Origin of the sequence: Streptomyces sp. RerS4 (genome assembly GCF_023515955.1) — a bacterium.
Classification (GTDB): domain Bacteria; phylum Actinomycetota; class Actinomycetes; order Streptomycetales; family Streptomycetaceae; genus Streptomyces.
In genome coordinates, this window is record NZ_CP097322.1 from 2,035,801 (window position 1) to 2,048,073 (window position 12,273).

Genomic DNA, 12,273 nt, shown 5'->3' on the forward strand with positions numbered 1-12,273 from the left:
CGGCGGCGCGTCCCTGCCCGCCGCCTGGCGCGAGGCCTGCCGCACCCTGTCCGGCTGCGCGCTGCCCCGCCTCGCCGGCACCGACCTCGTCGAACTCGCCGCACTCCTCACCCGTACGGAACTCACCTCACCCAAGGGATGATTCGGACATGACGACGACGCTCACACTGGAGGACCGCGTCACCGGGTCCCTCGTCGGAGCCGCCGTGGGCGACGCCCTCGGCGGCCCCGTCGAGGGCTGGTCCCCGGACCAGATCGTCGAACGGCACGGCGGCCGCGTCCACGGCATCGTCGGCCCCTGGTACCCCGACTGGCGCACCGCCCGCCCCATCGCGCCCTACCACAAGGGCGACGGCCACGTCACGGACGACACCCTCATGACACACGCCCTGATCCGCGTGTACGCGGCCGTACGCGACCACCTCGACGCCCACGCCGTCGCCGACCACCTCGTCCCCGACCTGATGTCCACCCCCCGCTGGATCCCCGAGCTGGAGGCGGAGGCCCTGCCCCTCCAGCGGGTGTTCCTCGCCGAGAAGTGGATCGTGACCCGCCTGCACTACGCGCACGTCGACCCCCGCGAGGCCGGCGCCGGCAACATCGTCAACTGCGGCGCGGCGATGTACATGGCGCCGGTCGGACTGGTCAACGCGGGCCACCCCCGGTCCGCGTACGCCGAGGCACTGGACGTCACCGGCGCGCACCAGTCCTCGTACGGGCGCGAGGCGGCGGGCGTCTTCGCGGCGGCGGTGGCGGCGGCGTGCGTGCCGGGCGCGACGGCCGGCACGGTCGTGGAGACGGCGCTCTCCCTCGCCAAGGACGGCACCCGCGCGGCCATCGCCGCCGTCGCGGAAGAGGCCGCGCGCCACCGGGACTTCGAGTCGGCGCTCGCCCCGCTGCGCGCGGCCGTCGCCCCGTACGACACGGTCGGCCCGGACTACCGCGCCCCCTCGCTCGGCGCCCGGCGCCCCTCGCGCCTGCACTCCATCGAGGAACTGCCCATCGCGCTCGGCATGCTGCTGATCGCGGACGGGGCCTACGAGGCCTCCGTGCTCGGCGCCGTCAACTACGGCCGTGACTGCGACTCCACCGCCACCATGGCGGGCGCGCTCGCCGGCGCCCTCGGCGGCGAGGGCGCCGTCCCGCAGGCCTGGGCCAAGCGGGTCGCCGAGGCCAGCCGGCTCGACCTGCACGCGCCCGCCGCGACCCTGGCCGAGGTGGCCCGCGAGGTCTTCGCCCTCGACGCCGAGCGCCGCCGCGCCCACGAGCGGGCCTTCACCGCCCTCGCGTCCGCCCGGTGAACGCGACCGCCGCCGCCGGGGACCTCGTACGGCTGACCTGGGCCCAGCCGGAGGACCTGATCGGCCACGAGCTGCGCCAGGCGGCGGAGGACGGCCGCGACGCCGGGCCCGTGGCGCGGGCCTGGCACGCGGCGGGCGGCCGCCCGCCCCGACCGCGCCGGGGCCTCGGCCGAGCCCGCCCCGCCGCGGCTGCGCGCCCTCGCCGAGCGGCTGCTGGGCGAACTCGCCGCCCTCCCCACCCCCACCCACGCCACGGAACCCACCGCCTGGCCCGCGATCCGCGCCACCTGGACGGCGCCCCCCGCACCGGCCCACCCGCCCGCCGACGGGTCGCGGGACCGGCTGGAGGCGCGGCTGGAGGCGGCCTGGCTGGGGCGGGCCATCGGCTGCGTCCTCGGCAAGCCCGTCGAGAAGCTCCCCCTCGACGGGATCCGCGCCCTGGCCCGCGCCGCCGGCAACTGGCCGCTGGACGACTGGTTCACCGCGCGCGGCGTCCCGGCCGCGCTGCTGGCCGCCCACCCGTGGAACCGCCGCTCCGCCCCCACCTGCCTCGCCGAGAACATCGACGGCGCCCCCGAGGACGACGACCTCAACCACCCCCTCCTCGGGCTGCTCCTGCTCCAACGCCACGGCAAGGGCTTCACCACCGCCGACGTCGCCCGCCTGTGGCTGGACGAACTCCCCGCCGGCCGGACCTTCACCGCCGAACGCGTCGCCTACCGCAACCTGCTGCTCGGCCTCGAACCCCCCGAGACCGCCACCCACCACAACCCCTTCCGCGAATGGATCGGCGCCCTCATCCGCGCCGACGTCCACGGCTGGACCCACCCCGGCGACCCGGTCGCCGCGGCCGCCCAAGCCCACCGCGACGCCACCCTCACCCACACCGCGAGCGGCGTCCACGCGGCCCTGTTCACCGCCGCCGCCCTCGCCGAGGCCGCCGGCGGCCGGGCCGACGTCCACACCGCCCTGCGGGCCGGACTGGCCGTCGTACCGCCCCGCTCACGCCTCGCCGACGCCGTCCGCTTCGGAATCCGCAGCGCCCACGAGGAGGCCGACTTCGACCGCGTCGTGGACCGGCTGCACGCCTGCTACGGGCACTACCACTGGGTGCACGCCCTCCCCAACACCGCCCTGATCGCGGCCGCCCTCACCCACGCCGACGGCGACTTCACCCGCTCCGTGTGCCGGGCGGTCTCCGGCGGCTGGGACACCGACTCCAACGGGGCCACCGTCGGCTCCCTCACCGGGCTCCTCGCCGGCTCCCCCGACCGGATCCCGCAGCGCTGGAGCGCCCCGCTGAAGAACCGCCTCGCCACCACCGTCGCCGGCTTCGACGGCATCGGCTTCGACACCCTCGCCCACCTCACCGCCCAGGAGGCTTCCCGATCATGACGGCCATCGCCGTGCTCGGCAGTACCAACATGGACCTCGTCGCCTACGTGCCCAAGGCGCCCCGGCTCGGGGAGACCGTCACCGGACGGGAGTTCCGTACCGTCCCCGGCGGCAAGGGCGCCAACCAGGCCGTGGCCGCCGCCCGGCTCGGCGCGGAGGTGGTGATGATCGGCGCGGTCGGCGCCGACGGGTTCGGCTCGCGGCTGCGCGCCGCGCTCGGCGCCGCCGGGGTCGAGACGGCCGCCCTGCGCACCGTCGAGGGCGCCAGCGGCACCGCCCACATCACCGTCGACGACGAGGGCGCGAACAGCATCATCGTGATCCCCGGCGCGAACGCCCACGTCACCGGCCTGGAGCCGGGCGACGAATCCCGGATCGGCGCATGCGACAGCCTCCTCCTCCAGCTCGAACTGCCCCTGGAGGCCGTCCTCGCCGGCGCCCGCGCCGCCCGCGCGCACGGCGTCCGTACGATCCTCACCCCCGCGCCCGCCCGGCCGCTGCCCGCCGAACTCCTGGCCGACGTCGACCTCCTGGTCCCCAACGAGCACGAGGCCGCCGCCCTCACCGGGCTCACCGACCCGCGTCAGGCCGCCGAGGCGCTGCTGCGCGAGGTCCCGGAGGTGGTGGTCACCCTGGGCGCGGCAGGGGTGCTGTACGCCGCCCGGGGGCGCGAGCCGCTGACCGTGCCGGCGCGGCGGGTGCGGGCCGTGGACACCACCGCCGCCGGGGACACCTTCGTCGGGGCGCTCGCCGTGGCCCTGGGCGAGGGCCGGGCCGTGCCCGACGCCCTCGCGTGGGCCTCGTACGCCGCCGCGCTGTCCGTCCAGCGTCCCGGCGCCCAGGACTCGATGCCGACCCGCGCCGAGGTGGAGCGCGCGCGGGCCGCCGAGTCCGGAGAGCCGTCGTGACGCCCGCGCACCGGGCGCCGGGCCCGCTCGCCGGGCTGCGGGTCCTGGACCTGGCCACGCTCTTCGCGGGCCCGCTCGCCGCCACCCTCCTCGGGGACTTCGGCGCCGAGGTGGTCAAGGTCGAGCACCCCCTGCGGCCCGACCCCTCGCGCGGCCACGGCCCGGCCAAGGACGGCGTCGGGCTGTGGTGGAAGCTGCTGGGCCGCAACAAGCGGACGATGACCCTGGACCTGTCCACGCCCGGCGGCCGGGACACCCTGCTGCGGCTGGCCGCCGGCGCCGACGTGATCGTGGAGAACTTCCGCCCGGGCACCCTGGAGAAGTGGGGCCTGGGCTGGCCCGAGCTGTCCGCCGCCAACCCCCGGCTGGTCCTGGCCCGCGTCACCGCCTTCGGCCAGCACGGCCCGTACGCGCACCGCCCCGGCTTCGGCACCCTCGCCGAGGCGATGAGCGGCTTCGCCGCGATCACCGGGGAGCCGGAGGGCCCGCCGACCCTGCCGCCGTTCGGGCTCGCCGACTCGATCGCCGCGCTGACGACCGCGTACGCGGTGATGACCGCGCTCGCCGGCCGGGAGCGCACCGGGCGCGGGCAGGTCGTGGACCTGGCGATCATCGAGCCGATCCTCACGGTGCTCGGCCCGCACCCGCTCTGGTACGACCAGCTCGGCTACGTCCAGCCGCGCACCGGCAACCGGTCCACCAACAACGCCCCCCGCAACACCTACCGCAGCGCCGACGGCCGCTGGCTGGCGGTGTCCACCTCGGCCCAGTCCATCGCCGAGCGCGTGCTGCGGCTCGTCGGCCGTCCCGATCTGATCGCGGAGCCCTGGTTCGCGACCGGCTCCGGGCGCGCCGCCCACGCGCACGTCCTCGACGAGGCGGTCGGCGGCTGGATCGCCCGCCACAAGGCGGAGGAGGTCACGGCCGCGTTCGAGGAGGCCGAGGCCGCCGTAGCGCTCGTCTACGACGTCCGGGACGTGATGGTGGACCCGCAGTTCGCGGCCTTGGACACCGTCACCGAGGTCGAGGACCCGCAGCTGGGCCCGCTGCGCATGCAGAACGTCCTGTTCCGGCTGTCCGAGACCCCCGGCGGCATCCGCTGGGCGGGCCGCCCGCACGGCGCCGACACCGACGCCGTCCTGACCGAACTCGGCATGGGCGGAGCCGAGATCGCCGCGCTCCGCACGGAAGGAGCCCTTTGATCCTGACCTGGCTGTACGCGCCCGGGGACCGACCGGAGGTGGTGGCGAAGGCCCTGCGCCTGGGGGCCGACGCCGTCATCGTGGACCTGGAGGACTCGGTGTCGGCCTCGCGCAAGGAGTACGCCCGCGCGGCCACCGCCGAACTGCTCACCGAACGCCCACCGGTCCCCGTCCACGTCCGCGTCAACGCCCTCGGCACCCCCTGGGCCGGCGCCGACCTCACGGCCCTGGCCGGGCTGCGCGGGCTCGGCGGGCTGCGCCTGCCCAAGGTGGACGCCCCGGAGCAGATCACCCGCGTCGCCGACCGCACCGGCGGGGTGGCCCTGTACGCGCTGCTGGAATCCGCGCTGGGCGTCGAGCGGGCCTACGAGATCGCCCGCGCCCATCCCGCCCTGCACGGGCTGGGCCTCGGGGAGGCGGACCTGCGGGCCGACCTCGGCGTCAGCGCGGAGAGCGGGCTCGACTGGCCGCGCTCCCGGGTCGTGGTCGCGGCCCGCGCCTCGGGGCTCCCGCCGCCCGCGCAGTCGGTGTTCCCGGACATCCGGGACCTGGAGGCCTTGGCCGTCTCCTGCGCCCGGGGCCGCGCGCTGGGGTTCCTGGGGCGGGCGGCGATCCATCCGCGCCAGCTGCCGGTCATCGAGCGGGCCTACCTGCCCGGCCCGGAGGAGGTCACCGCCGCCGAGGAGGTCGTCTCGGCCGCCAAGGCCACCCCGGGCGCGCTGGCCCTGCCCGACGGCCGTTTCGTCGACCCGGCCGTGGTGGCGGCGGCCCACCGCACCCTGACCCTCTGGCGGCGCGGGGCCGTGCTCTGACCGGCGCGTGGGCCGCACCGGGCTTCTGCGGCCCACCGCTGCCCGGACGCGCCGGAGGCGTGCCGCGCGGTGCGCGACACGCCTCCGGGGAGTTCCCGTTCGGGGCTACGGGGCTTGGCCCGAGCCCTTCTCGGCGGCCGGCGCCGCCTTGCGCAGATCCGTCTTGACGGGCCCGGAGGCCTCCACGGCCTCGGCCTTGCCGTCCTTGCCGCCGTCGTCCTTCTTGGCGTCCTTCGCGGAACCGTCGGCGGCCACGACGACAGCGCCGCCCTTGCCCGCGCCGTCGGCCCGCTCCGGCTCCACGACCTCCTCGCGGCCCGGACGCAGCTTCGCCGAGAGGACGAAGTAGACCACCGCGAGCACGAACACCACGATCGCGGTCCACACGTTCAGCCGCAGGCCCAGGATGTGGTGGGCCTCGTCGACGCGCATGTACTCGATCCAGCCGCGCCCGGCGCAGTACGCGGCCACGTACAGGGCGAAGGCCCGCCCGTGCCCGAGCTTGAAGCGGCGGTCGGCCCAGATGACGAGCCCGGCGACGCCGAGGCACCACAGCGACTCGTAGAGGAACGTCGGGTGGTAGGTGCCGGCGACCCGGTTGGGGCCCTCGCTGATCTCCAGCGCCCACGGCAGGTCGGTGGCGCGGCCGTACAGCTCCTGGTTGAACCAGTTGCCCCAGCGCCCGCAGGCCTGGGCGATGGCGATGCCGGGGGCCAGGGCGTCGGCCCAGGCGGGCAGCGGGATGCCGCGCAGACGGCAGCCGATCCAGGCGCCGACCGCGCCGAGCGCGATGGCGCCCCAGATGCCGAGGCCGCCCTCCCAGATCTTGAAGGCGTCGACCCAGTCGCGGCCTTCGCCGAAGTAGAGCTGGTAGTCGGTGATCACGTGGTAGAGGCGACCGCCGACGAGGCCGAAGGGCACCGCCCACACGGCGATGTCCGCGACCGTGCCCGGCTTTCCGCCGCGCGCGATCCACCGCTTGTTGCCGAGCCAGACGGCGACGAAGACGCCGATGATGATGCAGAACGCGTAGCCGCGGAGCGGGATCGGTCCGAGATGGATCACGCCGGTCGACGGACTGGGGATATAGGCAAGGGTCATGGCAGACCTGACGCTACCCTGCCGGGCGGTACCGACCGCAACCCGCCCGGCAAGCTGAAACCAAAACCACACACGGCGAGGGCGCCGCTCAGCCTCCCGACACGGTCCGGGACCCGGATGCGGAGCCGGAAGCGGAAGCGGAGCCCGCCGCGGTCCCGGCGGAGGACCTGCCGGACGGGGAGGTCTTCGCGGCGCCGCCGGACCCGTTCTTCGACCCGGAGGCGGAGGGCGACGGCGAGGCCTTGCCCGATCCCGTGTTCGCGCCGCCGCCTGCCTTGGCCTCCACCTTCGCCTTGAGCTTCTGCGGGGTCAGCGGGTCGGCCAGGTCGGCGAAGATGTCCTTGCCGTCGAGGAGGATGGTGGGCGTGCCGCGGAACTTTCCGGCCTTGAAGGCGTCGTAGGACTTGGCGACCCAGCTGTTGTGGGTGCCGTCCTCCACGCAGGAGCGGAAGGCGGGGGTGTCGAGGCCTTCGATCTTGCCGGCCAGTTCCAGCAGCTTGGCGTTCTTGCCGTAGGCGTCGTCCGTCTCCTCGGGCTGGTTCTGGAAGAGGAGGTCGTGGTAGGCGGCGAACTTGCCGGTGTCCTGGGCGCAGGCGGCGGCGTTGGCCGCCTTGAGCGAGCCGCTGCCGCCCATGTTCGCGTCGATCAGGGTGACGATGTGGTACTCGGTCGCGAGCAGGCCCTTGGCCTCCAGCTCGTGGATGGTGTCCTTGTAGGTGGTCTCGAAGGACTTGCAGGCCGGGCAGCGGAAGTCCTCCCAGATCGTCAGCCGGGAAGGGGCGTCGCTCTTGCCCGTCTGGATGGCGAGGGCGTCCTCGCCGGTGGCCCCCGAGGGCGCGACGACGGGGCCCGCCTTGGCGTCCTTGGAGCCGGATCCGGTATTGGCGGCGATCAGGCCGACGACGGCGGCCAGGCCGAGCACGCCGACCACCGCCGCCGAGACGACGAGGGTCCGCCGGCGCTTGTCGCGCCTCTTCTGCCGCTCGCGCTCCTCCTGGAGTCGCTCCCGGGCTGATCGTTTCGTCGCATCGCGGTTCGCACCGTCGTTCTTCTCGCTCACGATCCGCCAAACGAAGCGGGGAGGCACTCGCGTGCCTCCCCGCCCTCATTTCCACTCGATCGGGCTACAGAACCCCGTCCCGAGCCCGTCCGGCGTCAGGACCTGCGTACGCCTTCCGCAAGCTCGCCCGCCAGGGCGCGTACGGCGTCCAGCCCGGCGGGCAGGTCCGGCGCGTCCAGCAGCAGCTTCACGAAGGCCGAGCCGACGATCACCCCGTCGGCGAAGCCGGCGACCTGCTTGGCCTGGACGGCGTTGGAGACGCCGAGGCCCACGCAAACGGGCAGGTCGGTGGTGGCGCGGGTGCGGCGCACCAGTTCCTGGGCCTCGTCGCCGACGGACTCGCGGGTGCCGGTGACGCCCATGAGGGAGGCGGCGTAGACGAAGCCGGAACCGGCGGCGGTGATGGTGGCGAGGCGGGCGTCCTTGCTGCTGGGGGCCACGACGAAGACGGTCGCCAGACCGTGCTTCGCCGCGTGCTCGCGCCACAGCGCGGACTCCTGGACCGGCAGGTCGGGCAGGATGCAGCCGGCGCCGCCCGCCGCCGCCAGTTCGGCGGTGAACCGCTCGACGCCGTAGCGGTCGATGGGGTTCCAGTAGGTCATGACCAGGATCGGGGCGCCGGTGGCCTCGTACGTCTCGCGCACGGTGCGCAGTACGTCGGCGATCTTGACGCCGCCGCGCAGGGCGATGTCGTCGGCGGTCTGGATGACGGCGCCGTCCAGGACCGGGTCGCTGTGTGGCAGGCCGATCTCGACGACGTCGGCGCCGCCGGCGATGACGGCCTTGGCGGCCGCGATGGCGCCGTCCACCGTCGGGAAGCCGGCCGGGAGGTAGGCGACGAGGGCGGCGCGGTCCTCGGACTTCGCCTTGGCGAGGGTGGCGCTCAGCAGTTCGAGGCGTCCGGTCTTCTCGTTGGCGGTGCTCACTTGTTCTCCCCCTCGGTGCCGTCGTACAGCCCGAAGTAGCGGGCCGCCGTGTCCATGTCCTTGTCGCCGCGGCCGGACAGGTTGACGACGATGAGGCCGTCCTTGCCCAGCTCCTTGCCCAGGTCGAGGGCGCCGGCGAGGGCGTGCGCCGACTCGATGGCCGGGATGATGCCCTCGGTGCGCGACAGCAGGCGCAGGGCCTGCATGGCGGCGTCGTCGGTGATGGCGCGGTATTCGCCGCGGCCGATGTCCTTGAGGTAGGAGTGCTCGGGGCCGATGCCCGGGTAGTCCAGACCGGCGGAGATCGAGTAGGGCTCGGTGATCTGGCCCTCCTCGTCCTGGAGGACGTAGGAGCGGGAGCCGTGCAGGATGCCGGGCTCTCCGGCGGTGAGGGTGGCGGCGTGCTCGCCGGTCTCCACGCCGTGTCCGGCGGGCTCGAAGCCGACGAGGCGGACCTCGGTGTCGGGGATGAAGGCGTGGAAGAGGCCGATGGCGTTGGAGCCGCCGCCGACGCAGGCGGCGACCGCGTCGGGCAGTCGGCCGGCGCGCTCCAGGATCTGCCGGCGGGCCTCGACGCCGATGACGCGGTGGAAGTCGCGGACCATGGCCGGGAAGGGGTGGGGTCCGGCGACGGTGCCGAAGAGGTAGTGGGTCTCGTCGACATTGGCGACCCAGTCGCGGAAGGCCTCGTTGATGGCGTCCTTGAGGGTGCGGGAGCCGGACTTCACGGCGATGACCTCGGCGCCGAGCATGCGCATGCGGGCCACGTTGAGGGCCTGGCGCTGGGTGTCGATCTCGCCCATGTAGATGGTGCAGTCGAGGCCGAAGAGGGCGCAGGCGGTGGCGGTGGCGACACCGTGCTGGCCGGCGCCGGTCTCGGCGATGACGCGGGTCTTGCCCATGCGCTTGGTGAGGAGCGCCTGACCCAGCACGTTGTTGATCTTGTGCGAGCCGGTGTGGTTGAGGTCCTCGCGCTTGAGGAAGACGCGGGCGCCGCCGGCGTGCTCGGCGAAGCGCGGCACCTCGGTCAGGGCGCTGGGGCGGCCGGTGTAGTTGACCATGAGCTCGTTGAGCTCGGCGGCGAACGCCGGGTCCCCCTTGGCCTTCTCGTACTCGACGGCGACCTCGTCCACGGCGGCGACGAGCGCCTCGGGGATGAACTTGCCGCCGAAGTCACCGAAGTAGCCCTCGGTGTTGGGGACGTGACCCTCCGGGTCCGGGATGAAGAACGAGCTGGTGGACATGCCACTACTCCTACGGGTACGGAAATGCGATGCCGACGGGTGGGTGCACGGTATTGCGCCGTCGGTCCGCGGCCCGCGCACCCCGCCGGCGGGCGGGTGGGGACGTACGGACGGACCGGCTCGCGGCCGGGGCGAGGGCCCGGGGCGCGAGGCGGTACGCGACCGCCCGCCCGCCGCGTCCGGAGGACGCGGGCGGGCTCGCGGGGCGGTCGTCGTTACGACGCGGCTCCGCCACGCCATCGCATGCCGTTGACCTGACCGGGCTCGGAGCCGATCACGTACCGCACCCGCCGTCCGTGGACACGCCGGGCGGGGCACGGCAGCCGCGGGGCGGCAGCCGCGCGCCAGCGGCGCGTACGCCGCCGGCACGCCGGCCGGGCCGTGGCCCGGTCGGGTGCGGACGGAGGGACGGTCGGGGAGCATCGGCGGTGTCAGCTCCGCCCGTGTCGCAGGGCGGGGTGGGCGCCGGCGGCGACGAGGTCGGCCACGGCCGCCTTCGGGTCCCGGCCGGTGACCAGGGATTCGCCGACGAGGACGGCGTCGGCGCCCTCGTTGGCGTAGGCGATCAGGTCGTGCGGTCCGCGGATGCCGGACTCGGCGACCTTCACGATGTGGGGCGGGATCTCGCCGACGATCCGCTCGAAGGTGGAGCGGTCGACCTTGAGGTCCTTCAGGTTGCGGGCGTTCACGCCGATGATCCTGGCGCCGGCCGCGACGGCCCGCTCGATCTCCTCCTCGTCGTGGACCTCCACGAGCGGGGTGAGGCCGATGGACTCGGCCCGCTCGATGAGGGAGACGAGCGCCTCCTGCTCCAGGGCCGCGACGATGAGCAGCGCGAGGTCGGCGCCGTAGGCGCGGGCCTCCCACAGCTGGTACGCCGTGACGATGAAGTCCTTGCGCAGGATCGGGATGTCCACGCGGGCGCGGACGGCCTCCAGGTCGGCCAGCGAGCCACCGAAACGACGCTGTTCGGTGAGGACGGAGATGACCGCGGCACCGCCTGCCTCGTAGTCGGCGGCGAGCCCGGCCGGATCGGCGATGGCGGCCAGCGCGCCCTTGGAGGGGCTGGAGCGCTTGACCTCGCAGATCACCTTGACGCCGTCGCCGCGCAGGGCCGCGACGCCGTCCTTGGCCTGGGGCGCCTTGGCGGCACGCTCCTTGAGCTCGTCGAGGCTGACGCGAGCCTGCCGTTCGGCAAGGTCTTCGCGGACCCCTTCGATGATCTCGTCGAGCACACTCACGCGAGCGGCCCCCTTCCGGGTCGATGACGGTCGGCCGCCTTGCGGACAAGTACCACTGCAAGGTCGACACTCAAATGGTATCCGCAGGTCGCTGCGGCCTCCGCACGGACTTCGCGGTGTCCCAGGGACTGGACAGTCGGAATATGTGGCTCCCGTAGCCCCGGTATGGAGTCCCACCTGCGCTCATGGCGCGAGCGCGGAACCGATCGGGAGGTTCCGGACGATCGTGAAGGCGAGCAGCAGGGCGCCGATCCCCCACCAGGCGACGGGGCGCAGGGCGATCGTGGGCGTCGGGCGGCCCCGGACGGCGCGGACCAGCCACAGGGCGAGGAAGCCGGCGAAGGCGACGTAGCCGGCGACGGCCGCCGCGTTGGCGCCCAGCGCCGTGATCAGGTCGCCCTGGGCGACGGCGTGGGCGCTGCGCAGTCCGCCGCAGCCGGGGCACAGGATGCCGGTCAGCCGCAGCAGGGGGCAGACGGGGTAGTGGCCCGGTTCGTTGGGGTCCACGACACCGAGGTAGGTGAACGCGGCGACGGCGGCGCCCAGGGTGAGCACCGGGACCGCGAGCCTGCGGGCCCGGGAGGTGCGTACGGGCGCCGGCGCGGCCTGCTGCGGCGCGGCGGCCGGAACGGCGGCGGGAACCGCGGCGGCCGGAGCCGGGGCGGCGGGAGGGGTGCTGGAGGCGTCCACGCGGTGATTGTCTCCGGTCATGACAAAAGGCGCAGCCCGACGGGCCACGCCTTTCGCCGCGAGAACGCGCTCAGACCTTGGCGGCGGCCCGGCCGGCGGCGATGACCTCGGCGAGGTCGCGGTGGGAGGCCTTGGGGGCGCCCATGCCCGCGGCACGCATCGCGAGGCCGACGACTCCGCCGATCGCGACGACGACGAGACCCGCCCAGAACCCGATCGGGTTCGCCAGCACCATGAAGGCGCCGGAGACGCAGAAACCGATGAAGGCGATGATGACACCGGTCCAGGCGGCCGGGGTGTGTCCGTGGCTCGTGCCCGCCATGAGTTGCTCCTCGTTGTTCTGTCGCACGTGCGGTAGCGCACGCTCGGTCTCATTGTCCCGCACCGGCTCGC

At 74.5% G+C, this 12,273-nt stretch carries 11 protein-coding genes and 2 pseudogenes; 5 read left to right on the forward strand and 8 right to left on the reverse strand.

What is annotated here, in order from left to right; translation table 11 throughout:
- Positions 1–149: 149 nt before the first annotated feature.
- From M4D82_RS09335 to M4D82_RS09355, 5 genes and pseudogenes are all read left to right on the forward strand, one after another.
- Entirely contained in the window at positions 150–1,301 is a 1,152-nt protein-coding gene (locus M4D82_RS09335) for an ADP-ribosylglycohydrolase family protein (RefSeq protein ID WP_249771631.1), read from the forward strand.
- Positions 1,298–2,696 (forward strand): annotated as a pseudogene (locus tag M4D82_RS09340) (ADP-ribosylglycohydrolase family protein). The gene M4D82_RS09335 and the pseudogene M4D82_RS09340 overlap by 4 nt, the downstream one beginning before the upstream one ends.
- Positions 2,693–3,604: a ribokinase gene (gene rbsK / locus M4D82_RS09345; protein WP_249765589.1), complete on the forward strand. Its 912-nt coding sequence runs from the start codon at positions 2,693–2,695 to the stop codon at positions 3,602–3,604. Before M4D82_RS09340 ends, rbsK begins: the two are co-directional and overlap by 4 nt.
- Positions 3,601–4,806, forward strand: a complete 1,206-nt coding sequence (locus M4D82_RS09350; protein WP_249765590.1) for a CaiB/BaiF CoA transferase family protein — start codon at positions 3,601–3,603, stop codon at positions 4,804–4,806. The genes rbsK and M4D82_RS09350 overlap by 4 nt, the downstream gene beginning before the upstream one ends.
- On the forward strand, positions 4,803–5,618 hold the full coding sequence (locus M4D82_RS09355) for an HpcH/HpaI aldolase/citrate lyase family protein (protein ID WP_249765591.1): 816 nt from the start codon (positions 4,803–4,805) through the stop codon (positions 5,616–5,618). Before M4D82_RS09350 ends, M4D82_RS09355 begins: the two co-directional genes overlap by 4 nt.
- Before the next feature lie 105 nt (positions 5,619–5,723).
- On the opposite strand, the gene lgt is transcribed toward M4D82_RS09355, so the two are convergent.
- The 8 genes and pseudogenes from lgt to M4D82_RS09395 all read right to left on the reverse strand — a co-directional run bounded on the left by lgt (position 5,724) and on the right by M4D82_RS09395 (position 12,202).
- Complete coding sequence (gene lgt / locus M4D82_RS09360) at positions 5,724–6,719, reverse strand: prolipoprotein diacylglyceryl transferase (RefSeq protein ID WP_249765592.1); 996 nt, start codon at positions 6,717–6,719, stop codon at positions 5,724–5,726.
- An 88-nt stretch (positions 6,720–6,807) separates the two neighbouring features.
- The gene (locus tag M4D82_RS09365; protein ID WP_249765593.1) at positions 6,808–7,779 is read right to left on the reverse strand and encodes a DsbA family protein; all 972 of its coding nucleotides are present in this window, start codon (positions 7,777–7,779) and stop codon (positions 6,808–6,810) included.
- Positions 7,780–7,874: 95 nt separating this feature from the next.
- Positions 7,875–8,705: a tryptophan synthase subunit alpha gene (trpA, locus tag M4D82_RS09370; protein ID WP_249765594.1), complete on the reverse strand. Its 831-nt coding sequence runs from the start codon at positions 8,703–8,705 to the stop codon at positions 7,875–7,877.
- Positions 8,702–9,949, reverse strand: a complete 1,248-nt coding sequence (trpB, locus tag M4D82_RS09375) for a tryptophan synthase subunit beta (protein WP_249765595.1) — start codon at positions 9,947–9,949, stop codon at positions 8,702–8,704. Before trpB ends, trpA begins: the two co-directional genes overlap by 4 nt.
- Positions 9,950–10,164: 215 nt before the next feature.
- Positions 10,165–10,372 (reverse strand): annotated as a pseudogene (trpM, locus tag M4D82_RS09380) (tryptophan biosynthesis modulator TrpM).
- A gap of 8 nt (positions 10,373–10,380) precedes the next feature.
- On the reverse strand, positions 10,381–11,190 hold the full coding sequence (trpC, locus tag M4D82_RS09385) for an indole-3-glycerol phosphate synthase TrpC (RefSeq protein WP_249765596.1): 810 nt from the start codon (positions 11,188–11,190) through the stop codon (positions 10,381–10,383).
- 183 nt (positions 11,191–11,373) lie between these two features.
- On the reverse strand, positions 11,374–11,880 hold the full coding sequence (locus M4D82_RS09390; protein WP_249765597.1) for a DUF2752 domain-containing protein: 507 nt from the start codon (positions 11,878–11,880) through the stop codon (positions 11,374–11,376).
- A gap of 70 nt (positions 11,881–11,950) precedes the next feature.
- Complete coding sequence (locus tag M4D82_RS09395) at positions 11,951–12,202, reverse strand: HGxxPAAW family protein (protein ID WP_249771633.1); 252 nt, start codon at positions 12,200–12,202, stop codon at positions 11,951–11,953.
- Positions 12,203–12,273: the final 71 nt, after the last annotated feature.

Coding starts and splice junctions, on each gene's coding strand:
- M4D82_RS09395 (WP_249771633.1), bottom strand. CDS start 12,202: ATGGCGGGCACGAGCCACGGACACACCCCGGCCGCCTGGACCGGTGTC.
- rbsK (WP_249765589.1), top strand. CDS start 2,693: ATGACGGCCATCGCCGTGCTCGGCAGTACCAACATGGACCTCGTCGCC.
- lgt (WP_249765592.1), bottom strand. CDS start 6,719: ATGACCCTTGCCTATATCCCCAGTCCGTCGACCGGCGTGATCCATCTC.
- M4D82_RS09335 (WP_249771631.1), top strand. CDS start 150: ATGACGACGACGCTCACACTGGAGGACCGCGTCACCGGGTCCCTCGTC.
- trpB (WP_249765595.1), bottom strand. CDS start 9,949: ATGTCCACCAGCTCGTTCTTCATCCCGGACCCGGAGGGTCACGTCCCC.